This window comes from Bacillus sp. FSL W8-1127, from assembly GCF_038006725.1.
In the GTDB taxonomy this organism is placed as follows: domain Bacteria; phylum Bacillota; class Bacilli; order Bacillales; family DSM-4216; genus Bacillus_O; species Bacillus_O smithii.
This window is the reverse complement of record NZ_JBBOVU010000001.1, coordinates 1,877,499-1,900,290: the sequence shown is the minus strand read 5'-3', so window position 1 is coordinate 1,900,290 and position 22,792 is coordinate 1,877,499. Positions and strand designations below refer to the sequence as shown.

Genomic DNA, 22,792 nt, shown 5'->3' with positions numbered 1-22,792 from the left:
TCACTTTTTTATTTTCTTTTTATTCTTTATAATCTAAATTATTGTAAAATAATGTAGTCCATACTTTTTATTATGGTGAAACAAAATTTGTTTGAAAGAGGGAACAAAGTGAATCAAAATCAATCGTTTCGGCTGCTTTGGATTAGCCAATCTATCGCTAACTTAGGGGATTCATTCTATATATTAGCTATTGTGACTTTCATTTATAATCGAACAGGTTCAGCTGCTTTTGCAGGGCTTTTTCCCATATTGCGGGTATGTGCGCAGGCGATAAGCGGCTTGGCAGCACCTTTGCTTATGGATCGCTTGCGGCTTGGCACTCTTTTATGGATGGCTGAAATGGGTCAAACCATTTGTTTCGGATCGATGTGTATTCTCTATTTTTTCTTGCCTTCCCAATGGTTGATTCCAGCGATTCTGTTATTAGTATTCGCCATTTCGATGCTGCATGGCTGGGCCATTCCGGTTAGAAATGCACTTGTCCCTCGCCTGGTTCCTTCTCATTTATTAGTGAAGGCCAACAGTTTACTGGCTACCTCGGATCAAATTGTATTGCTGGTTGGCTGGTCATTAAGCGGGATTTTGGTTGCCGAATGGGGAGTCATACGAGTGTTGGAAATAACTGCCATCATGATGTTTTTCTCTACTTTGGCTCTCCTTTTTGTGAAAGATCCTTCCGCGAACGTTTCTGCCCAGCCAGAAAGTCAAAAACGATGGGATCGTATGAAAGAAGGATGGATCACGATCTGGGGGAATCCAATCCTCCGTACTTTATCTTATATGGAAATCATCAGTGGACTTGGAGAAAGTATATGGGCCGGATCCATTATTTTAGTGTTTGTGAAAGAAGTATTACACAAAGGAGAGGATTGGTGGGGTTTTATCAATGCCAGTAATTTTGCCGGAACCATCCTAGGAGGACTGTTCATTTGGAAACTGTCCAAAAAGATTGAAAATCGAATGTTGTTCACTATGTTGATCAGCTCTTTCAGTATCGGCGTTTTGACAATAGCCTTTACCTACTCATCCAATCCATGGTTTGCCTTAGGAGTAGCTTTGATTATGGGGCCGCCCTATCAGGCGCGAAGCATTGCACAAAGAACTCTTTTGCAATTTCATACACCTGAAGTATTATTACCGAAAGTGTTCGCTGCATTTGGAACCATCCTCTTTGTCACATTTGGATTTTCGGTTCTGTTAATGGGCTGGATGGCAGATCAATGGGGGATTCGTTTTGTTTACATGTCGACAGCCGGATTATATGTTTTATCAGCTTTTTTGACTCTGATGATGATGAAAAAAGCATCCAGGTCGATTCAAACGCAGAAAGAAGAAAGATATATGAATAAGATTGAATGATCGGACGGTTCAGTGGAGGTGAATAACATGATTGATTGAAAAAATATAGACAAAAAAGGGTGAAATGAAATGATGACAATATGAATTGCCTCTTGACGTTAGGCAAGCCTTGAGATACTCAAGATAAAAGTTTCCCTTGACTAAAATTCTTTCTGTAGTACAATAAACACGAGAAACTTTTTCTGTGTGTTTGCATATATTGGGTTCTAAATGTGGAGTAATTTTTTTACCTCAAAAGTTTCCTTTGTGCAAAATGTTTAGTACAAACCAAAAACGAGGTGATGATGATGATGGGTAATGAAGCGAAAAAATTGTCGCTGGCTGCGGATGAAGGCTGGAGAAAGAAAAGGACACAACCGACGTTGCCTGAAGTCTATCGAAGTTTGCGTATTCCAAAAACCGGTTCTTGGATAAAAAAGTTTCTTGCGTTTGCCGGACCAGGATACTTAGTAGCGGTGGGTTATATGGACCCAGGTAACTGGGCGACTGATATTGCGGGTGGTTCCCAGTTTGGATACACGTTGCTTTCTGTGATTTTGCTTTCCAATTTAATGGCTATATTGCTTCAATCATTAGCTGGCAAACTGGGGATTGTAACGGGTAGGGATTTGGCACAAGCGTGTCGAGATCATTATAGTAAGCCTGTGGCCATGATCTTGTGGATTTTATGCGAGTTGGCGATCGCGGCTTGTGATTTAGCGGAAGTGATCGGTTCAGCCATCGCTTTGAATTTATTGTTTGGAATTCCGTTGCTGTATGGTGTCATGATTACGGCCTTGGACGTACTCGTCGTATTGTTATTGCAGAATAAAGGTTTTCGTTATATTGAAACATTGGTGATTATTCTCATTCTAACCATTGGTGCTTGCTTTGCGACTGAATTTTTTCTTTCAAAACCAGATGTGGGGGGCGTATTAAAGGGGTTTGTTCCAAGCAAAGAGATCATAAGCAATCCATCCATGCTCTATATCGCAATCGGTATTTTAGGCGCAACCGTCATGCCTCATAATCTTTATTTGCATTCTTCTATTGTGCAAACAAGACAATACGAACAAACCAAATCGGGGAAACGGCAAGCAATTAAATATGCTACTTGGGATTCAACCATTGCTCTTTTCTTCGCTTTATTTATCAATGCTTCTATCCTGATTGTTTCGGCTGCTACATTTCATAAAGCAGGGATGACGAACGTGGCGGAGATTGGAGATGCTTACCACTTGCTTTCTCCACTGCTTGGAACAACGCTTGGAAGCATTCTGTTTGGGGTTGCCTTATTGGCTTCCGGCCAGAACTCGACGTTGACAGGTACTTTAGCTGGTCAGATTGTAATGGAAGGTTTTCTTAATATCCGACTTCCCGGCTGGTTAAGAAGGCTGATCACTCGATTGATTGCCATTATTCCGGCGGTCATTGTAACGGCCATTTACGGTGAAAGCGGTACGGCTCAATTGCTTATTCTAAGCCAGGTGATTCTTTCTTTGCAGCTCTCTTTTGCAGTCGTTCCTCTTGTTCAATTCACGAGCGACAAAAAGAAAATGGGGGAATTTGCTAACCCATTATGGTTAAAAGTTCTCGCCTGGATCGTTGCGATTGTGATTATCAGCTTAAACGCCTATTTATTGTTTCAAACATTCTTTCATTAAAGACCGGCTTCTAAATTTTCTTTTAAAAGCAAACTGATATACTCTCTTAATATTAAAATCTTTTTTACTAGATAACTCTAGCCATTCTCCTAAACATTTGAATCATCTCGAATTTTTGGGCACAAAAAAAGCCGCTTGATGGCAAGCGGCAAAAAAGAGAAAAGGATGAGGAAACCTACTACTTACTATAATCATAATCAACATATAGTATGAATGCTATATTCTATACTATATGTTGTGTTGATTGAATTGTAACAAATGAATGACAATATTTCAATGTTTTTTCAGATAAATATTGAAAAATTTTTCAATAAAAACTATTAAATTTACCTTTTGATTGTAAATATCCCTATAAGCGGATCTCATCTTGTCCATTTTCAAGTGAGATTCGATTTGAATGGGTCCTGATTATGCGGAAAAGTGGAAATTCAGCCGTTTAAGAGAGAATTTTCTGCTCATATTGGATTTAGGTTCAATTTCTGTTTGACATTTTAAAAGAGTTTTATTAACATATGTCTTAAGAAAAATGAACGGAAATCAGCGATGAGGAAGAAGAGTAGCTTATCGTTTCTGCTCAGAGAACCGGTGGCTGGTGTAAACCGGTGAGAAATGGTAAGTGAATGGGCTTCCGAGCTCCAAACCGAAATGCAGACAAAGTAGGCTTTGGCGGTTTCCACTCCGTTACAGTGGAGGATGGGTAAACGACTGCCCATCCGGTGAGTGGATTGCGTAAAAGCAATCAACAAAGGTGGCACCGCGGGCTCCTCGTCCTTTGTAGATGAGGGGTCTTTTTGTATTTCTCTTTATAAATTGAATAGAGGATAAATCGATGAGCAAGAAGAGTACGTTCAGCCGATTCGTTACAGAGAACCGGGCAAGGTGAGAGCCGGTGCGATACGCTGTTCGGAATGGCCTTGCGAGAGGCGTCCTGAACTTTTAGTAGGGATGCCCGGGTTTCCGCCGTTAAAAGGATAGAGCATCGGAAAAGTTCCTGTGCTCGAAAAGGGGAAGCTTTTGCTTCAATCGAGGTGGCACCGCGGCGTAGTTCGTCCTCCAACCATACAGGCATTCCTGTGTGATTGGAGGACTTTTTTCTTTTAGAAAAGATGAGGAAGGTGAGTCTAGTTGAGTGTAGTGCGAGAAAAGAATTTTGTTATGAAAGAAATTGAGGGGGATCTGCTGACCCCTGTGGCGGTGTTTAAAAAGTTAGATGGGCAGAAAAAGTTTTTATTGGAAAGTTCTTTTAAACATGAAGAGAGAGGCCGTTATTCATTTTTAGGCATGAATCCTTATATGGAATTCATTGCGGAAAATGGAAAAATAACGGTCCGTGATCTGATTGCCAAAGAAACGGAACAATCAGAAGGAGATCCTTTTAAAAAGCTGGAAAGCTATTTTCCAAAACAAGATGACGAGAACCTGCCTTTTCCTTTTATTGGAGGAGCTATCGGATACATTGGCTACGATTCCATCCGTTATGTTGAGAACATTGGAAACGTACCTCGAGATACAATTCAAATGCCGGATATGCATTTAATGTTTTATGAAAACGTCATTGTATTCGATCATCTTCTCCAAAAAGTGTATATTTTGGCAATGAGTTTAAGCCGTAAAAAGAAACCCGAAGAATTGGAGAAAGAAGTCCATCAATTAGAAAAGATGTTGGATCGTCCTGTTTCAGAAGATTCCATTGAAAGCAATGTGAAAGTTTCCTTTACCTCTAATGTGTCCAAAAGTGAATATTGCCGTATGGTGGAACGGGGGAAAGACTTCATTCGAAAAGGAGATATTTTTCAAGTGGTGCTATCCCAGCGCCTAGAGGCTCCATATAAGGGGAATCCTTTCGATTTATACAGAAAGCTTCGAAAGACGAACCCGTCTCCCTATATGTATTATTTGGACTTTTCGGACTATATTGTCGTGGGCATCTCTCCGGAAAGCTTAATCAAAGTGTCCGGACGCAAATTGATGACGAATCCGATCGCAGGAACCCGTCCGCGCGGCGCAACGGATGAGGAAGATAGAAGATTGGAAAAAGAGCTGCTTTCGGATGAAAAAGAATTGGCTGAACACCGTATGCTGGTGGATCTCGGTCGAAACGATATTGGAAAAGTAGCGGAAATTGGTTCGGTACGCGTGACGAAGGATCAAGTGGTCGAACGATACAAACATGTGATGCACATTGTTTCAGAAGTGACCGGTACGTTGAAGAATGAGGTTCATAGTTTAGAAGCATTGAAAGCGTGTTTGCCGGCCGGAACCGTTTCCGGAGCTCCCAAGATTCGAGCGATGCAAATCATCAATGATTTAGAGCCGGAAAAACGTGGATTATATTCGGGAGCGATCGGATATTTGTCCGCAAGCGGAGACTTGGATTTTGCCATTGCCATCCGCACGATGATTGTGAAAGACGAAAAAGCTTATGTTCAAGCCGGTGCAGGCATCGTCTATGATTCGATTCCTGAGAAAGAGTATGAGGAAACGCTTAATAAAGCAAAAGCATTGCTGGAGGTGGAGTAAATGATTTTATTAATCGATAATTATGATTCTTTTACTTATAATCTTTATCAATTAATCTCGGAATTAGGGAAAAATGTTCAAGTTGTTCGTAATGATGAGATAGTTGTCGAAGAGATTGAAAAAATGGAGCCGGAAGCGATTGTGATTTCGCCGGGGCCCGGTACACCGGATAATGCCGGCATATGCCTGGAATTAATCCGCAATTATTACCACAAAATCCCGATTTTGGGCATTTGCCTCGGACATCAAGCGGTCGCTGCCGCTTTTGGAGCGAAGATTATTCAGGCAAAAACGATTAAGCACGGAAAGACGTCGCTTATCCATCATACTGGTCAAAGCATTTTTTCCGGTTTTTCTGAACCTTTGGAAGTCATGCGCTACCATTCTTTAGCTGTTGATGAAAAGACGCTCCCTTCTAAATTCGAGATTTTAGCGGAATCTACGGATGATGGAGAAATCATGGCCATCAAACATAAAGAATATCCTCTTTATGGGCTGCAGTTTCATCCCGAATCCATCGGTACAAAAAACGGAAAAGAATTGATTCGTCGATTTTTCTTGGAAACAAAAAAGGAGCGGAAGATGAATCATTACTTAAAAAAGCTGTCAGAGCGGCAATCTTTGAATCAAGAAGAAATGAGATCGGCTTCTCGGGAATTGCTGTCAGATGAAATTACAGACAGCGAAGTGGCGGCATTTTTAATGGGGCTAAAAGCGAAAGGAGAAAACGCAGATGAAGTAGCGGCGCTTGTGGAAGTTCTCCGTGAACATGCGCTAGGCATCAAGAAAAAAATTCCGAACGTCATGGATAATTGCGGAACTGGAGGAGACGGAGCCCACAGCTTTAATATTAGTACGACCAGTGCTTTTGTGTTGGCGGGAGGCGGCGTGAAGGTCGCGAAACACGGCAACCGAAGCGTCTCCAGCAAAACGGGCAGCGCCGATGTTTTAGAATATTTAGGAATCTCGCTGGATTTGCATGAAGAGGAAGTCGAAGAGCTGTTGGAAGAAAATCATATTGCGTTTCTGTTTGCGCCGCACGTTCATCCGCGCATGAAAAAAATTATGAAAGTGCGCCGCGATTTAAAGATTCCTACGATTTTTAATTTAATTGGGCCGCTGACCAACCCGGTCGATTTAGATAGCCAGCTTTTGGGAATCTACCGAAGGGATATGCTTGAGATGATGGCAGATGTGCTGAATCGTCTCGGAAGAAAACGAGCTGTCGTTCTTAACGGCGCCGGCTTTATGGATGAAGCTTCTCTTTCTGGAGAAAATCATTTAGTTCTTTTGGAAAATGGCCATGTAGAAAAAATGACGGTGACTCCGGAAAAGGTAGACCTGCCTTATTATTCGAATGAAGCTATTGTGGGCGGTGAGGCCAAAGAAAATGCTGAAATTTTAATCGGTGTACTCAAAGGAGAAAAAGGCGCTTATCGTGATACGGTACTGTTAAATGCCGGTTTAGGCTTTTTTGCGAACGGAAAAGCGGATACCATTCAAGAAGGGATTCGACTGGCGAAAGAAAGCATCGATTCCGGAAGGGCATTATCGGCATTGCAATATTTGATCGACTACAGCGAAAAAAGAAAAAGAGTGGTGATCTAAATGAGCGGAACCATTTTAGACAGAATATTAGAAAAAAAGAAGGATGAAGTGAGAAAACTAAAGGAACAATTCGACGCTGGAAATGAAAGCAAATTTCAAAAAATCTCTTTCTATGATTCCTTTATCCATGCAGACAAAATGAATATTATTGCGGAAGTGAAAAGAGCTTCCCCCTCAAAAGGAAATATCAATCTGGATGTAAATCCTGCTAAACAGGCAAAACATTATGAGGCGAGCGGGGCGAATGCCATTTCCGTTTTAACCGACGAACCTTTTTTTAAAGGAACATTAGCAGACTTAAAAGCAGTTCGCGATGTAGTGGGTTTGCCGATTTTGTGTAAAGATTTCATCATCGACCCCATCCAAATAGATGCCGCCAAACAGGCTGGAGCCAATGTGATCTTGTTGATTGCGGCCGCTTTGGATGATGAGAAACTGAAGTCTTTGTACGAGTACGCCTACAAGCAAGATTTAGAAGTTCTACTAGAAGTGCATAACGAGGAAGAAATGGAGCGGGCGCTTGTTTTGAATCCTTCTGTCATTGGCGTCAATAATCGCAATCTAAAAACGTTTGAAGTAGACTTAGGGGTCACGGAACGACTGTTGTCTCGATTTGGAAAGAATCATGACCGCATTTTTATAAGCGAGAGTGGAATCAAGACGGCGAAAGACGTAGAGCGTGTGCAAAAAGCAGGAGCTAAAGCGATTTTGGTCGGGGAAACGTTGATGCTGGCAGATGACATTCAACTAACGATGAATCAACTAAAAGTCCATTTGAGGTGAAACCGATGTTTGTGAAAATTTGCGGAATAACGGATATAGAAACAGCGTTATTTGCCGCTGAATGCGGGGCGGATGCCATTGGCATGGTGTTTGCGAACAGCAAAAGGCGAGTTTCCTTAAAGAAAGCGAAAGAAATATCCAAAAGCTTGCCGAAAAGTGTTTGGAAAATCGGTGTCTTCGTCAATGAAGATCCTGATATTGTTCGAAACATCGCAAAAGAAGCAGATTTGGATTTTGTTCAGCTGCATGGGGAGGAGACTCCGGAATACTCGAGATCTTTAGGTGTTCCTGTCATTAAAGCCTTTGGGTTGAGCAAAGAGACAAACGAACGTGAGATGGCAGACTTTCCGGCTAGTTATTTGTTGGTAGACAGCCCAAAGGGAGCTTATTACGGAGGAAACGGAAAAACATTTGATTGGAGTTTAATAGAAGAAAAACGATTGAAAAAAGAAAATTTGATCATTGCCGGCGGGTTAAATCCGGAAAATGTTCAGCAAGCCATTCAAGCCATACAGCCATTTGGTGTCGATGTGTCAAGCGGCGTAGAGACGGAGGGGCGCAAAGACCGCCGGAAAATCAAATTGTTTATAGATGAAGCAAAAGGAGTGCAAAAAAGATGAGTACGTATGTTCAACCAGATGAAAAAGGATATTTTGGGCCGTTTGGAGGCCGCTTTGTTCCGGAAACGTTAATGAGAGCTGTCCAGGAATTGGAAATCGCTTATGAAGAAGCGAAAAACGACGAAAACTTTTTGCAAAAGCTGCGCTATTACTTAAAAGAATACGTAGGGCGACAAACGCCGCTCTACTATGCTAAAAATCTAACGGAAAAACTCGGAGGCGCGAAAATCTATTTGAAGCGCGAAGATTTGAACCATACGGGAGCCCATAAAATCAACAATACGATCGGGCAGGCGCTTCTTGCGTTGCGAATGGGAAAAAGAAAGGTGGTAGCAGAAACAGGAGCAGGCCAGCACGGTGTAGCGACGGCGACCGTTAGTGCCCTGCTAAATATGGATTGTATCATCTTTATGGGGGAAGAGGATGCTCGCCGCCAGAAGCTGAATGTGTTTCGAATGGAGCTTCTTGGCGCAAAAGTTGTCAGTGTGCGTCAAGGAAGCGGCACATTGAAAGACGCGGTTAATGAAGCGCTTCGCTACTGGGTGGCGAATGTGGAAGATACTCATTATATTATGGGATCGGTTCTTGGCCCTCATCCATTTCCAAAAATAGTACGCGATTTTCAAAGTGTAATCGGAAAGGAAACAAAACAACAAATCATCGAAAAAGAAGGAAAGCTTCCGGATGCTATTGTAGCCTGTGTCGGTGGGGGCAGCAATGCGATGGGGATGTTTTACCCATTTTTGGAAGATGAGTCCGTCCGCTTGTTCGGTGTCGAGGCAGCCGGAAGCGGACTAGATACCGGCAAACATGCTGCTACACTCACGAAAGGATCAGTCGGAATTTTACACGGGTCGAAAATGTATTTATTGCAGGATGAAAATGGGCAAATTCAGGAAGCCCACTCCATTTCAGCGGGATTGGATTATCCCGGAGTAGGTCCCGAACATAGCTTGTTAAAAGAAATCAAAAGAGTCCATTATACATCGGTGACCGATCAAGAAGCGCTGGAAGGATTTCAAACGTTGACGAAAACGGAGGGGATTATTCCGGCGTTGGAAAGTTCCCATGCGGTGGCGCATGCATTGAAATTAGCGCCGACGATGAAGCCGGAAGAAGTGTTGGTGGTTTGTTTGTCCGGACGAGGAGATAAAGACGTTGAAACGGTTCAAGCTGTGTTGAAAGGGGAAGAAAAATGACGGCTCTATCGATTGCAGAAGCATTTCATCAATTAAAACAAAACAACGAAAAAGCGTTTGTTGCGTATATCATGGCGGGGGACGGGGGTTTGTCCAGTTTAAAAGACAAGGTGCTCTTTTTGGAAAAAGCCGGTGCCAGCATGGTAGAAATCGGCATTCCTTTTTCTGATCCCGTTGCAGACGGCCCAGTTATCCAAGAAGCGGGAAAACGGGCGCTGAAAGAGGGAGTGTCGCTTGCAAAAGTGCTTGCTGAAATTGCCGCTTTTCGTTCTAGTGTCACTATTCCTTTGATTGTGATGACGTATATAAACCCTGTGTATGCATATGGAATCGAACGCTTTGTCAACGATTGCGCCAAAGCGGGCGTCAACGGAGTGATCCTTCCTGACGTTCCTTTTGAAGAACAGGGAATCCTTTCTCAAGAACTAAAAGAAAAGAATATCGATTTGATTCAACTCGTTACGTTGACGAGTCCAGAAGAGCGGAAAAAGAAGATTGCCCAAGCTTCCAATGGATTTCTATATGCGGTGACGGTGACGGGAATCACAGGGCAAAGAAACAAATTGCCGGAGGAATTGTCCGGGTATTTAGAACACTTGAAAAAGATAAGCCCTGTTCCGGTGCTAGCCGGTTTTGGCATTTCCAATCACCGTCAAGTAAAAGAAGTCGGTTCCTATTGCGACGGGGTCATTGTTGGAAGCAAAATTGTCGATCTGTTTCATCAAGGAAAAGAAGAAGAAATAATCGAACTGATTGGCAAGAAAACGGAATCGATTCTTTAAACGGAGATGCATCGTCTTAAATACATTCAAGCAGCGATTTCGAAAAATGGGGAGCTAATCCGTCAGACGGAAAAAAGACGAAGAAACGGTTTTAAGAGATCTGGGTTTCCAGGTCTCTTTTTTGTGGAAAAGTGGAAAATGGAGGTTTATTTTTCTAAAATAGGGAGAAAGACGAAAAAGGAGCCGGTGGAATCATGGATGAACGAAAAATTCCGTTGCTAGTAGCAAAACGATTTTTTAACGAACGGTATTATGACCAATCCGCCCAAACCGCTTATTATTTCATGTTGTCGTTTATTCCGTTTTTAATGTTTATGTTTTCGCTCATTCGCTTTTTCCCTATCAACCAAAACGACTTTTTGGAGATCATTGAGCCCTATGCTCCGAAAAATACTTATGCATTTATTCGCCAAACGGTCGATCAAATCATGAACCAACAACCATCCCATGTTTTTTCATATAGTTTGATCGCCTCTTTTTGGATTGCCTCCGTGGCCGTTCAGTCGTTAGTCCGTTCATTAAATGATGCCTACCATATACGGAGGCGTAAATCATTTTTAGGAGGCCTTGTCAACGATCTTGTTTTAACATTCGGCCTAATGGTGATGTTGACTTCTTCCTTGTTCTTGCCCATTTTGGAAAATATCGTTCTGAGGATGTTCGATCAAACGATTTCTTTTCCATTTAATTGGTATCCATGGTGGTATATTTTAAGATGGGGAATAGGAACGGTATTTCTTTTCGGTTTTTTTCTCTTTTTTTATCATGCTGTTCCGAGCAAGCGCGTTTTATGGAAAGAGGCTTTGCCAGGTGCGATTTTTGCAACTATTGGTTGGCAAGGAGCCTCTATTGGTTTCGCTTTCTACGTCAGTTTAGGGGGATATACCAAAATTTACGGTCAATTAGGAAGTATTATCGTTCTTCTTATTTGGTTTTATTTAACGGCGGCTGTCATTTTGATCGGCGGATTATTGAATGCAACCATTTTGGAGCATCCTGTTTCAGAAAAGTAAAGATAAAAGGTCCGAGCGCTCTGAAAAAAGTGATTGTAGCTGTTGCCGGGATTCAAGCTGCATTTTTGTTTTTCTTATGAGACCCTAACGAATGTTTATTGATACTGTTTTCGTTTGACCGTGAGCCAAGGACGCTCGTCTTCCCAATGGACGCGAACGGGAATGGAAAAAGCTTCTGACAACACGTCGTCGGTCAGTACATCCTCTTTTGCTCCCGCAGCGATGACACGACCGTTTTCCAGAACAAGGACGTGGCTGATCGTTGGGATGATTTCCTCGATATGGTGGGTTACGTAAATAAGGTGGAGCTTCTTTTCTATGATAGTTTCTTGAACGGCGTTCAGCAATTCTTCGCGAGCACGGATATCCAATCCGCTGCATGGTTCGTCTAAAATGAGGATTTCAGGATTAGCCATAAACGCTCTGGCGATAAGGACACGCATTTTTTCTCCTTGGGAAAGAGATTGGTAAGCGCTCCCTTTTAAATAGCCGATTCGGAATTGTTCCATGAAAGCATCAGCTTGATCCAAGTCTTCATGGCTGACTTGTTCGTACAATCCGATGGAAGCAAATTTTCCGCTCAAAACGATTTCTTCTACTGATTCATTTTTCAAAACATCATCAAAGCGACTAAGCGAATGGCTGACGATTCCGATTTTTTTTCGCAGTTCGGGGATATTCGTTTCGCCAAAACGTTCCCCCAAAACGACAACTTCTCCTTTCGTAGGATACTGGTAGCCGCAAACAATATTCAATAAAGACGTTTTTCCAGAGCCGTTTAACCCGAGCACCGCCCATTGTTCTCCGGATGAGATCTCCCAGTTGATCGAGTCCAAAATGGTTCGGTTTCCTCTTTGCCAACTTACATTTTTAAGCGAGACGAGTTTTTTCATCGTTTTTCCCCTTTTCCAACCTTCATTCAAAAAAATTGTAGCAAAAAAGATTTGTAATTAAAAGAAAATTCCGTTAAATAAAAGGGGTTCCTCCAACGGTAAAGCATATTCAAATACTTTAAGAAACAGGGCCAACTAACTGTTTCACATGATTTGTCATTTACTTTCTAAAGTAAATATATGGGAGAACAATAACAAAAGGTTCAGAAAAACTTTTCAGTGACCGAAAGATGAAGAGATATTGAAGAATACTACGGAGATTCTTCCTTGTTATTTGGCAAATGAATTTCGGAAATTTGCCAATCTTCCATCCGCAAGAAGCAGATTTCTAAAATACCGTCTTGAAATTCAGCTTTAGCTCCTTTGCGTTTGACAAGCGCTGGTAAAACAATTTCTTGTCGTTCCCCCATTTCCGGGACATTATAAATGATCGCTTTTTGGGAAGTATGATGAATTTTCAAATGTTGCAGCCACTCTTCCTTGAGTCGCAGCCGAAGGAATACATAGTCAAACGTTTCAAAAACCTCGATAGGGATTGGAGGAGAGGGAGGAGATGTTTCTTTTTCTGGAGAAGGAGGATCTTGCTTTTCGAATTGTGAAGAGAATGGATGGGTTTGCTGCCAATTAGGAGGGATGGTTTTCTTCATCATTTCTTGTATAAACTGTTCTACGTCGGCTGGGTTGAGTTGTTTCATCCAGTCATTAGGGAGGTTTTCATTCGAAAAAAACCAGTTCCACGGAAACATGCCAATCCCCCTCGAATTCCATATTCGTTCTTCATATCTTATGTCTTGAGCCTAGGAAACGTTCAGATGGTGTTGATTGAGGAGCGGGTAAAAAAGGAAAAAACGGAATAAAGCAGAAAAAAAGATAGCCAATTTTATTTGTTCTATAAAAATTAATAATTTTGTCAAAAAGGATTGATTTTTAAAGAAAGAGTAGTAAGATGGTACATGAAAAAAATTAAACTTATTTCAGAAAAAAGGGAATAGAAGGTGAAAAAATTATTTCAGAATAATCAGGATGTTGTTACGAATTTCACAAATTGATCAATATGAAAATGAGAAGATCATTGGTCAAATCAATGAAGACAATTAGACGAAAAAGAAAGGATATTCTTTCAATTTTTACTTTAGCGTGGTAAAATGGACTTGTAAGCGTTTTTAATTATTTTTGGAATAATTTATGAATGTGGGATGACGAGAAAATCAATAACAGGACGTTACGGTTGGAGGTTTTGCATGATGAACACACAAACATCAAACCAAAGGGGACCGTGGAACCGCTTTTCTGGGCCTAACCTCGGTTATATCATGGAGATGTATGAAAAATATTTAGAAGATCCAGAAAGTATTGACTCGGATCTTAAAGAATTATTCAACCAGTGGGGAGCTCCGGTTGTCGAAGAGGGATGGGAACAATCTGCACCTAGAACGGGAACGTTTCGTCCGGCTCCGCAAGGACAAGTGGATTATCACAAAATTGTTGCTGCTGTGAAGCTGGCCGATAATATCCGCTTTTACGGTCACCTCGCGGCGGATATCAATCCTTTAAATGATCGAAATAAAGATTCACGTCGAATTGAATTAGAAGAATTTCAACTGACGGAAGAGGATTTAAAAAATATTCCGGTTGAATTTATTTGTCCAAACGCACCTTCTCATGTCCAAAACGGACTCGATGCCATCAATCATTTAAAGAAAGTTTATACGGATAAACTTGCTTTTGAATTTGCCCAAGTTCATGAAATGGAAGAAAGAAATTGGCTTCGTCAAAAAGTGGAATCAGGAAGCTTTTATCCATCTTTAAATAAAGAAGAAAAGATACAATTATTAAAGCGCTTAACGGAAGTGGAAGGCTTTGAAAAGTTTTTGCACCGTACGTTTGTTGGTCAAAAACGGTTTTCTATTGAAGGCTTGGATGTGATGGTTCCACTGATTGACGAGTTAATTCGAAAAGCAGTATCAAAAGGGGCAGAAAGCATCAATATTGGCATGGCCCACCGCGGACGTCTGAATGTGCTGGCTCACATTCTCGGTAAACCTTACGAAATGATTTTTGCTGAATTTCAGCATTCTCCTAGCAAAAAATTAATACCTTCTGAAGGATCCATCGGAATTACATACGGTTGGACTGGTGACGTAAAATACCATCTTGGCGCCGATCGCCGTGTAAAAGAAAGCAACCAAGGACAAACACGGATCACGTTAGCCAACAATCCAAGCCACTTAGAAGTGGTAGATCCGGTTGTAGCAGGCTATACAAGAGCTGCGCAAGAAGATCGAACTCAACCTGGCTACCCAAAACAGGATGTAAAAAAATCTTTGACGATTATGATTCATGGAGACGCCGCTTTTCCGGGAGAAGGCATCGTGGCTGAAACATTGAACTTAAGCCGATTGCCTGGTTATCAAACAGGTGGTTCGATTCATGTAATCGCCAACAATATGATCGGATTTACAACAGAAAGCTACGATTCTCGATCCACACGATATGCTTCTGATATTGCGAAAGGCTTTGAAATGCCAATTGTACACGTGAACGCAGACGATCCTGAAGCTTGTCTAGCGGCGGCCATTTTAGCTTTTGAATATCGAAATACGTTCCATAAAGATTTTGTAATCGATTTAGTTGGATACCGGCGTTTTGGACATAATGAAATGGATGAACCGATGGCGACAAACCCAACCTTATATAAAATCATACAAAACCATCCAACAGTCCGAGCCATATATGCCGATCAGTTAGTTAATGAAGGGTTGATTCAAAAAGATCTGGCTTCAAAATTTGAAAAAGAAGTTGTGGATAAACTGAAAGCAGCGTATGAAAAAGTGCCGAAGAAGGATGAAAACCCGGATATTGTGATGAATCCGCCTATACAGGTGGAAAACCTTCTGCCTAATCCACAAGAAGAAATTGACGAAAATATATTGAGAGAAATTAACCAACAATTATTAGAATGGCCGAAAGATTTTCACGTATTCAACAAATTAGAGAAAATTTTAAAACGCCGTGAGGGAGTTTTTGAAGGCAAAGGGAAAATCGACTGGGCCCATGCAGAAACATTGGCGTTCGCAACCATTCTACGAGATGGAACACCTATCCGTCTTACAGGCCAAGATTCTGAGCGCGGTACGTTTGCGCAGCGGCATCTCGTTCTTCATGATATGGAAACAGGTGAAAAATATATCCCGTTGCACCATATTAAAGGTGCGAAAGCTTCATTTGTCGTTCACAACAGTCCTTTGACAGAAGCAGCTGTTGTAGGATTTGAATACGGATATAACGTGTTTGCGCCTGAAACGCTCGTTTTATGGGAAGCTCAATTTGGAGATTTTGCCAATATGGCCCAAGTGATGTTTGATCAATTTATTTCTTCCGGAAGAGCGAAATGGGGGCAAAAATCGGGACTTGTGATGCTTTTGCCGCACGGATATGAGGGCCAAGGCCCTGAGCATTCCAGCGGACGTGTTGAACGTTTCTTGCAGCTGGCTGCCGAAAACAACTGGACGGTTGCAAACTTGACGAGTACAGCTCAATATTTCCATATTTTACGACGTCAGGCAGCCGTTTTGAGAAAAGAAGAAGTAAGACCGTTAGTGATCATGACGCCAAAAAGCTTACTTCGCCATCCTTTGGCTGCATCTACCGTAGAAGAGCTTGCCCATGGCCATTTTAGTCCAATATTGGAGCAAAGCGGCTTAGGTGAAAAACCAAATAAAGTAGAACGTATTGTTCTATGCAGCGGAAAAATTGCGATTGATTTGGCTGAGCAATTGGATAAAGAAGAAAATCTTGATTGGCTTCATATTTTGAGAGTGGAAGAATTATACCCATTCCCTAGAGAAGAAATTAAAGAAGTGTTATCACGTTATCAAAATGTCAAAGAACTTGTATGGGTTCAAGAAGAACCGCAAAACATGGGTGGATGGTCTTATGTGGATCCTCGTTTAAGAGACATAGCTCCAGAAGGAGTGGAAGTTCGCTATATTGGACGGAGAAGACGTTCAAGCCCGTCTGTTGGAGATCCTGTCGTCCATCGAAAAGAACAAGATCATATTATTAAACAAGCGTTAACAAGACCATAAAACACTTTCATGCCGGTCTTTCCCCTATGGCCTATTTACGGGGGAAGATTGCGGATGCCTCCTAGGAATAAAACTTTGACTGGATGGTTTTGTCATAGATCCAGGAGGCATATCGTTTCCATTCTCCTTTTTTAGGATGATGGTGGTTCTTTTGAATAAAAAAGCTTTGGAAGGAAATTAGGAGGAGGACATCACAGTGGCTGAAATTAAAGTTCCCGAATTGGCAGAATCGATTACTGAAGGTACTATCGCACAATGGCTTAAAAAGCCTGGAGATACGGTTGAAAAGGGAGAATATATAGTTGAACTAGAAACAGATAAAGTAAATGTAGAAGTGATCAGCGAAGAATCAGGAGTTATTACAGAATTAAAAGCGAATGAAGGAGATACGGTAGAAGTTGGTCAAGTGATAGCTGTGGTGGAAGAAGGTGCTGCTGCTCCTGCTCCAGCCCCACAAGAACCAAAAGCAGAAGAACCAAAAGAAGCTCCAAAAGCAGAGGCACCAAAACAAGAAGTAAAACAAGAATCTGTAGCGATCAAAGACGATGGTCCAAAAGAACGGCCGATTGCTTCACCAGCCGCTAGGAAATTGGCCCGCGAAAAAGGAATCGACTTGTCTCAAGTCCCTACTATCGATCCGTTAGGCCGCGTTCGCAAACAAGACGTAGAATATTTTGCCAACCAACCAAAAGCCGAAGCGAAACCTGCGCCTGCGGTTTCGCAAGCAGCGCCTCAACAAAACACAGCAGCAGTTCAGGATGAAAAACCGGTCGTTCGAGAGCGTATGAGCCGCCGTCGACAAACCATTGCGAAACGCCTTGTTGAAGTGACCAATACCGCTGCCATGCTGACAACCTTTAATGAAGTCGACATGACGGCTGTAATGGACCTCCGCAAACGGTATAAAGAAAAATTCATTCAAGAATATGATGTACGTCTAGGATTTATGTCTTTCTTTACAAAAGCCGTCGTGGCGGCATTGAAAAAATATCCTTATGTCAATGCAGAAATTCAAGGCGACGAAATTTTACTCAAAAAATATTATGATATCGGCGTAGCCGTTTCAACAGATGACGGTTTGATCGTTCCAGTTGTCCGCGACTGCGATCGTAAAAACTTCGCAGAAATCGAAAGAGACATTGCAGATTTAGCTGAAAAAGCACGCAATAAAAAATTATCGCTTAACGATCTGCAGGGCGGAACCTTTACGATTACAAACGGCGGAGTATTTGGTTCACTCATGTCCACTCCTATCATTAATGGTAATCAAGTGGGAATTTTAGGAATGCACACGATTCAACTTCGACCAGTTGCCATTGATAAAGATCGGATTGAAAACCGCCCGATGATGTATATCGCCCTTTCATACGATCATCGAATTATTGATGGAAGAGACGCTGTCGGATTCTTGAAAACTGTAAAAGAACTTTTGGAAAATCCAGAATCCCTGCTTTTAGAAGGCTGATCTCTTTTAAAAAATCGATTAAGGCTGAATTTTTATGCGCAGTTTATGAAAGGAAATTCGTTTACTCTGTTTATGCGACCAGACAAAAGATGCCGCCATGAGAGCGGCATCTTTTTTGAATGTGCGCCCGGCATGTACATGAACTATAGGGTGTAAGTCCCGAACCCCGAAGACAGAAGTAGAGGTTAGCCAAGAGCAAGGGTGTCCGTGGTGACGCGGAATCTGAAGGAAGCTGGAGGCAAAACACCGGTCCGAGGAACACGAACCTCATATAAGGCTAGGTATGATTGAGTGAGTTTGCATAACAAAACAAAGCTCTTTCTGTCGAAGGTCATATCGAGTAAATGAGGCGGATAGATGGTGTGAAAGTGCATGTACTTACCCGGGGAGGTCTGGCGGATATGTGAAGTACTCTTCATAACCTACTTAGTGATAAGTAGCTGAACCGTCAGAAGTCAGCAGAGGTCATAGTATTAGTTGGTCTAGAACAACTAAGAAGGACCGAACAATTAAGAGAGAATAGCCCTTGGTATTCAGTGAGTCATGATGAACACAGAAAACGTAGTACCTCACTTGAGGGAGGAAGCGGTGAATCCCGTGGGAGACCTCTTGGAGGGTGGAGTGACCACTGGCATAAAGAGAACAGCTATTCACGGAAGTTATAAAGACTTGCGTCAATTATCTTAATTGAACCGCCGTATACGGAACCGTACGTACGGTGGTGTGAGAGGACGGGAGTTAATCGCTCCCTCCTACTCGATTCATTCATATTTTTTGATTTATGCTTTGCCATTGTGACAGCTTGGGGTCACTCCGTAACGTTTTGTTTTCTGGTTCGAAGGCTTGTGCGGCACAAGAACACCATCTTTTTTTGTGAAAAATGGTGAAGGAACAACTTGAGATGTGACAAATAAAAAAGATGGCCCGTGAAAGACCATCTTCTCATTCCGTTTATTCCATATTGCTGCACTAGTATCGTGCAGGATTTAATCCCCTCCGTTTGACTTCCTTCTTTAATAATTCAATCCATTCACGTTCCTGACCTTTTTTTAATGCGTCGCGATAGGCTGCCACCAATTGTTCATTGCTCATGATTTTCAATGACAAAACCCCTCTCGGAAAGGATTTATAATATAGAATCATCTATATTGTCTGATATTTTAACAAATTATGATTTCGTTTGCAAAGGAAAATTCGGGGAAATTTTGAAAAATAAAAGGTGGAAAAAAATCGAAAAAGCAAAAAAGTACAAGCGATTTCTATGCCGCCAAGGCGTCTTTTTCAGTCGAACTCCTTGTATTGAACAGAAAAAGGGGTCATATGGTAAAATGAGAATATCAGGAACGAACGGAAAGGAGTGATGGCAATGCATATTTATACAAGCGAAGAGATTCGACGAGTGGACTCATTGGCAGAATCCAACGGCATGTCGCCGTTTACATTAATGGAAAATGCTGGAAGAGAAATATTTCGATTATTGCTTCCACACATTCATAAACAAGATCGAGTTCTGATTTTATCAGGGCGAGGCAACAACGGAGGAGACGGCATCGTCCTTGCACGCTATTTAAAGCTAAATGGAATTAAGGCCGACTTGGTCTTTCCTGTGGGAATGCCTAAAACGGCGCCGGCTATCCAGCATTTTGAATATTTCCGTTCGCTCGGATTGAGTCAGTCAAGACTTTGTGGGAATTTTTTTGGTTCGCTGAAAATAGATGTAAGTCATAGGTTAGCGAACCATTTTTTTGAATTTCATCCGTAAGCGCTTTCGGACTCTCATCCCTTGCCATGACAGACGAATATGTATACCTTTTTTTACCATCCCTTGAATTCAGACAGGGCATGATAGATCGGAGTCCCGGACGATTGCTGTAAATATGGCACGTTATTCCGCGTTACCTCTGGAAGAAGACGGCGGATGCGTTGTTTCGCCTTGTTCACGATCGTCTGTTTGGTAGATGCCGTTTCCTCCGCCGGATGCGACGATTCTTCTCCTAAACGATGTCCGAAAAGACGAATCCCATCCATCCGGGCAATCATTGCCTTGAAAAACGCCCTGAGTCCCTTGTCTGTCCAACTGCGGCGGTATTTCACCCGATACGCCAGCTGGCTCATCACGCTTTCAGCCCTCCCCATCGGATACATGCCCGTTGTGTCCACTCCTTGCTCCTTCAGCCATTCCCGGTAATCACGGATGCATCCCGGCATCGATTCGATCCGGTGGATCAAGGCAGCCAGCTGTTGTTCTTTCGCTTCGTCCCCCAGCGTGCCGAGGGCGCTGTTCAGTTCCACAAGCAGCTTCTCTTCATCCTGCTTCGCCAGCTTTTGCCGAATCGCCTGCCACCGTGGATGGCCCGAGAGGCATTGGCGCAACTCACGCGCCACGTGGAATCGATCCAATTGGAAGCAGACCCGTCCTTTGAAATACTCCCGGCACGCGGTAATCCATGGAGCGCCGTCCCCGTTGATGACAAGAAGATCCCGACACGGATCATAGGCATATTCGTTCATCAAAAATTCCTCGAAGCCTTCCCACACCTCCCCCTTGCCTTCATGGACGTAATGGCGCTGATTCACGAATTCGATCCGTGAGCCGTTACGCTTCCATCCTTCGTGAACGGTCAGGATTTTGTCTTCCTTGGCCCGTTTTCCCTTCCCTTGGAGAGAGACAAACAGTCCATCGGCCTCCACAAACAGCACCCGTCCATATCGCTGGTCAACCGGGCAGTGCAGCGGAACTTCAGCCTCGAGCACCAACTGGCGGATCGTCTCATGGCTCATCACCGGATACCCGACCATCTGGGCAAGCGTATGAGCCGCTTTGCGATAGGAAGAGCACTCCACAGCCAATCCCATCGCCGTTTCTTCTAGACAAGGGCTGATTGACTGCGATCCATCAAACGCTAAAAAGGAATCAAGCAAAAACGTGTAACGGTTTTGTTCTCGGTCTAAATAGTAGTTTCGCTCAAAGGTAACTTCGCCAAACAAGGTTTGAATCGTGGTGCGTCGTTTGTCTTTCAAGTGGTACCGGCGCTTGTCCCGGGTTTCCGCCAATTGTCGGTCGATGTCCTCCAACAGAGCCGTAAACAGCTCGGTGAAGGCGTTTTGCAAGGCTCGAAACAAATCAAGTTCGATCTCTTTCCATGTCAACGAATTTGTGGTAAGATGTTGTTGAATATTCATAGGACTCTCTCCTCCTGTTTGATGGTGTGAACAATGATCATCTTACCAGGGAGAGAGTCCTTTTTTCATGTTTCCTGCTTGGGATCCTACCGCGCTTTGCTTGGTGGCCCCGATGAGGGGGATTGCGAACCTACGTTCCCAACCCCCTCATCGGGGAATTCTAAGAATTTCTCCCACAAACATTTTACTCACACCTCGGATTTGATCAAAGCCCATTTCAACCTGAATTAAAATATGATATGATCATTGACGGAATCTTAGGCGTCGGGGCCAGGCTTCCGATGAAAGAAGATGTAAGGAAAATTTTAAAATGGATAAATGGACAATCTGGGAAAACAGTGGCGATCGATATTCCAACCGGAGTCTTGGCGAATGAAGGGAAATGTGATCAAAATGCTTATCGGGCGGACATGACCATCGTTCTGCACGGATATAAGCCATCGTGTTTTTTGTTCCCGTCTTCCGACTATTACGGAAAACTATACATAGCGGATATTGGATTGCCTCATGAAAGCAAGTGGAAAGTGTGGACAAAAGCGGATGTACTGAAAAGTTGGCCTAAATCGAAGACGAATTCTCATAAAGGGACTTATGGCAACGGTTTATTAATAGCCGGCAGCGATTCGATGCCCGGCAGCGTCGCACTGGCTTCTATCGGAGCGATGAGATTCGGAATCGGAAAACTTTCGGTTGCCACATCGAAACATGCTTCGCTCTTTGTGGGGGCTCAAGTTCCAGAAGCGACTTTTATTTATGAGCCTTTACAAGATATAAAAAAGATGGAAATAGAAAAGAAATTTTCTTGCCTGGCTGTGGGTCCCGGATTAGAACCGGATGATCCATTGGAACAATTGATCACGGAGTTGCTGCCAATGGATATACCTAAAATATTGGATGCCGGTGCCTTGCGTGGTCGCGATTACAGTAAATCCCAAAACCACGTGATTGTGACGCCCCACCCAGGTGAATTTTCACGAATGACCGGTCTGGAAACGAAGTTTATTCAGGAGAACCGTCTTCAAGTGGCTTCTCAATATTCAATGAAACACCGGGTAATAGTCGTGCTGAAGGGGCAGTACACGGTGATTGCGTTTCCTGACGGATCAGGATTGATTAATCTTACAGGAAATCGAGCTCTCTCCAAAGGGGGGAGCGGAGATATTTTGACCGGTATGTTGTTAGCCAGCGTAGGAATTCATTCGAACGTTCAAGCTGCTGTGGCAAATGCTGTATACCTTCATGGGGCTTGTGCTGATCTTTGGGTTCAATCGAACGGCAGCGCTGCGATGACCGCCCATGATTTTCAACGGCTGCTCCCTGTTGTTTGCAAGGAAATGGAAAAAGAATTGGAGGAATGAAGACATGATTCATCTGACGTGGAGAGAAAGACCAACTTTAAAAAGAGTGAAGTGCACCAATACCAATGCTAAAAAGTATATGGTCAACAATGTGTTGACAGTGGGAAAGATTTATGAAGTGAAAAATGAAACAGAAGAATTTTATTTCGTGGTGGATAATACAAACAAAGTGGCAGGATTTTACAAACATTATTTTGAAGAAGTAGAGGCATAAGGGATTGTCCCCAAATCCATTTTTAAACACGGAAACCCGTCGAGATAAAATCATTTTCTCGTCG

18 protein-coding genes and 2 other annotated features are annotated in these 22,792 nt (G+C 42.7%); of the genes, 14 read left to right on the top strand and 4 right to left on the bottom strand.

The window, feature by feature from the left end; translation table 11 throughout:
- The first annotated feature begins 108 nt into the window (after positions 1-108).
- The 9 genes from NST12_RS09005 to NST12_RS08965 all read left to right on the top strand — a co-directional run bounded on the left by NST12_RS09005 (position 109) and on the right by NST12_RS08965 (position 11,527).
- The gene (locus NST12_RS09005) at positions 109-1,359 is read left to right on the top strand and encodes an MFS transporter (RefSeq protein WP_341100974.1); all 1,251 of its coding nucleotides are present in this window, start codon (positions 109-111) and stop codon (positions 1,357-1,359) included.
- A 290-nt stretch (positions 1,360-1,649) separates the two neighbouring features.
- Complete coding sequence (locus tag NST12_RS09000) at positions 1,650-3,002, top strand: Nramp family divalent metal transporter (RefSeq protein ID WP_327797256.1); 1,353 nt, start codon at positions 1,650-1,652, stop codon at positions 3,000-3,002.
- A gap of 534 nt (positions 3,003-3,536) precedes the next feature.
- Positions 3,537-3,778: a binding site (T-box leader), on the top strand.
- 44 nt (positions 3,779-3,822) lie between these two features.
- Positions 3,823-4,059, top strand: a binding site (T-box leader).
- A 68-nt stretch (positions 4,060-4,127) separates the two neighbouring features.
- Complete coding sequence (gene trpE, locus NST12_RS08995; RefSeq protein WP_341029690.1) at positions 4,128-5,522, top strand: anthranilate synthase component I; 1,395 nt, start codon at positions 4,128-4,130, stop codon at positions 5,520-5,522.
- Entirely contained in the window at positions 5,523-7,130 is a 1,608-nt protein-coding gene (locus NST12_RS08990; protein WP_341029689.1) for a bifunctional anthranilate synthase component II/anthranilate phosphoribosyltransferase, read from the top strand.
- The gene (gene trpC / locus NST12_RS08985) at positions 7,131-7,913 is read left to right on the top strand and encodes an indole-3-glycerol phosphate synthase TrpC (RefSeq protein ID WP_341029688.1); all 783 of its coding nucleotides are present in this window, start codon (positions 7,131-7,133) and stop codon (positions 7,911-7,913) included.
- Positions 7,914-7,918: 5 nt separating this feature from the next.
- On the top strand, positions 7,919-8,533 hold the full coding sequence (locus NST12_RS08980; protein ID WP_004439831.1) for a phosphoribosylanthranilate isomerase: 615 nt from the start codon (positions 7,919-7,921) through the stop codon (positions 8,531-8,533).
- Positions 8,530-9,732, top strand: a complete 1,203-nt coding sequence (gene trpB, locus NST12_RS08975) for a tryptophan synthase subunit beta (protein ID WP_341029685.1) — start codon at positions 8,530-8,532, stop codon at positions 9,730-9,732. The genes NST12_RS08980 and trpB overlap by 4 nt, the downstream gene beginning before the upstream one ends.
- Positions 9,729-10,514 carry a tryptophan synthase subunit alpha gene (trpA, locus tag NST12_RS08970; RefSeq protein ID WP_048623441.1) on the top strand — a complete coding sequence of 262 codons (786 nt, stop codon included), beginning with the start codon at positions 9,729-9,731 and terminating at the stop codon, positions 10,512-10,514. Before trpB ends, trpA begins: the two co-directional genes overlap by 4 nt.
- 194 nt (positions 10,515-10,708) lie before the next feature.
- On the top strand, positions 10,709-11,527 hold the full coding sequence (locus NST12_RS08965) for a YihY/virulence factor BrkB family protein (protein WP_004439822.1): 819 nt from the start codon (positions 10,709-10,711) through the stop codon (positions 11,525-11,527).
- 95 nt (positions 11,528-11,622) lie between these two features.
- On the opposite strand, the gene NST12_RS08960 is transcribed toward NST12_RS08965, so the two are convergent.
- Both NST12_RS08960 and NST12_RS08955 read right to left on the bottom strand, forming a co-directional pair.
- The gene (locus NST12_RS08960) at positions 11,623-12,420 is read right to left on the bottom strand and encodes an ABC transporter ATP-binding protein (protein WP_048623438.1); all 798 of its coding nucleotides are present in this window, start codon (positions 12,418-12,420) and stop codon (positions 11,623-11,625) included.
- A 251-nt stretch (positions 12,421-12,671) separates the two neighbouring features.
- Complete coding sequence (locus NST12_RS08955) at positions 12,672-13,166, bottom strand: hypothetical protein (RefSeq protein WP_048623437.1); 495 nt, start codon at positions 13,164-13,166, stop codon at positions 12,672-12,674.
- Positions 13,167-13,664: 498 nt separating this feature from the next.
- Between NST12_RS08955 and sucA the strand changes: the two genes are divergently transcribed.
- Both sucA and odhB read left to right on the top strand, forming a co-directional pair.
- Positions 13,665-16,508: a 2-oxoglutarate dehydrogenase E1 component gene (gene sucA / locus NST12_RS08950; protein WP_048624459.1), complete on the top strand. Its 2,844-nt coding sequence runs from the start codon at positions 13,665-13,667 to the stop codon at positions 16,506-16,508.
- 196 nt (positions 16,509-16,704) lie between these two features.
- A complete protein-coding gene (gene odhB / locus NST12_RS08945) occupies positions 16,705-17,973 on the top strand; it encodes a 2-oxoglutarate dehydrogenase complex dihydrolipoyllysine-residue succinyltransferase (RefSeq protein ID WP_341029681.1) in 1,269 nt (422 codons plus the stop codon).
- A gap of 969 nt (positions 17,974-18,942) precedes the next feature.
- On the opposite strand, the gene sda is transcribed toward odhB, so the two are convergent.
- The gene (sda, locus tag NST12_RS08940; RefSeq protein ID WP_307190439.1) at positions 18,943-19,065 is read right to left on the bottom strand and encodes a sporulation histidine kinase inhibitor Sda; all 123 of its coding nucleotides are present in this window, start codon (positions 19,063-19,065) and stop codon (positions 18,943-18,945) included.
- 274 nt (positions 19,066-19,339) lie between these two features.
- Here sda and NST12_RS08935 point away from each other — a divergent pair, with 274 nt between their 5' ends.
- Positions 19,340-19,735, top strand: a complete 396-nt coding sequence (locus NST12_RS08935; RefSeq protein WP_341100969.1) for an NAD(P)H-hydrate epimerase — start codon at positions 19,340-19,342, stop codon at positions 19,733-19,735.
- Between the two features lie 53 nt (positions 19,736-19,788).
- Here NST12_RS08935 and NST12_RS08930 read toward each other — a convergent pair whose 3' ends face one another.
- Complete coding sequence (locus tag NST12_RS08930; protein WP_003355652.1) at positions 19,789-21,156, bottom strand: ISLre2 family transposase; 1,368 nt, start codon at positions 21,154-21,156, stop codon at positions 19,789-19,791.
- Positions 21,157-21,395: 239 nt separating this feature from the next.
- On the opposite strand from NST12_RS08930, the gene NST12_RS08925 reads away from it, so the two are divergent.
- On the top strand, positions 21,396-22,514 hold the full coding sequence (locus NST12_RS08925; protein WP_341100966.1) for an NAD(P)H-hydrate dehydratase: 1,119 nt from the start codon (positions 21,396-21,398) through the stop codon (positions 22,512-22,514).
- Positions 22,515-22,518: 4 nt separating this feature from the next.
- A complete protein-coding gene (locus tag NST12_RS08920) occupies positions 22,519-22,728 on the top strand; it encodes a DUF6501 family protein (protein WP_270584741.1) in 210 nt (69 codons plus the stop codon).
- Positions 22,729-22,792 lie beyond the last annotated feature (64 nt).

Excerpts from the sequence above, each read along its gene's own strand:
- NST12_RS09000 (WP_327797256.1), top strand. The coding sequence starts at position 1,650 with ATGGGTAATGAAGCGAAAAAATTGTCGCTGGCTGCGGATGAAGGCTGG.
- NST12_RS08990 (WP_341029689.1), top strand. The coding sequence starts at position 5,523 with ATGATTTTATTAATCGATAATTATGATTCTTTTACTTATAATCTTTAT.
- trpC (WP_341029688.1), top strand. The coding sequence starts at position 7,131 with ATGAGCGGAACCATTTTAGACAGAATATTAGAAAAAAAGAAGGATGAA.
- NST12_RS08980 (WP_004439831.1), top strand. The coding sequence starts at position 7,919 with ATGTTTGTGAAAATTTGCGGAATAACGGATATAGAAACAGCGTTATTT.
- trpB (WP_341029685.1), top strand. The coding sequence starts at position 8,530 with ATGAGTACGTATGTTCAACCAGATGAAAAAGGATATTTTGGGCCGTTT.
- trpA (WP_048623441.1), top strand. The coding sequence starts at position 9,729 with ATGACGGCTCTATCGATTGCAGAAGCATTTCATCAATTAAAACAAAAC.
- NST12_RS08965 (WP_004439822.1), top strand. The coding sequence starts at position 10,709 with ATGGATGAACGAAAAATTCCGTTGCTAGTAGCAAAACGATTTTTTAAC.
- NST12_RS08960 (WP_048623438.1), bottom strand. The coding sequence starts at position 12,420 with ATGAAAAAACTCGTCTCGCTTAAAAATGTAAGTTGGCAAAGAGGAAAC.
- NST12_RS08955 (WP_048623437.1), bottom strand. The coding sequence starts at position 13,166 with ATGTTTCCGTGGAACTGGTTTTTTTCGAATGAAAACCTCCCTAATGAC.
- sucA (WP_048624459.1), top strand. The coding sequence starts at position 13,665 with ATGAACACACAAACATCAAACCAAAGGGGACCGTGGAACCGCTTTTCT.
- sda (WP_307190439.1), bottom strand. The coding sequence starts at position 19,065 with ATGAGCAATGAACAATTGGTGGCAGCCTATCGCGACGCATTAAAAAAA.
- NST12_RS08935 (WP_341100969.1), top strand. The coding sequence starts at position 19,340 with ATGCATATTTATACAAGCGAAGAGATTCGACGAGTGGACTCATTGGCA.
- NST12_RS08930 (WP_003355652.1), bottom strand. The coding sequence starts at position 21,156 with ATGAATATTCAACAACATCTTACCACAAATTCGTTGACATGGAAAGAG.
- NST12_RS08925 (WP_341100966.1), top strand. The coding sequence starts at position 21,396 with ATGATCATTGACGGAATCTTAGGCGTCGGGGCCAGGCTTCCGATGAAA.
- NST12_RS08920 (WP_270584741.1), top strand. The coding sequence starts at position 22,519 with ATGATTCATCTGACGTGGAGAGAAAGACCAACTTTAAAAAGAGTGAAG.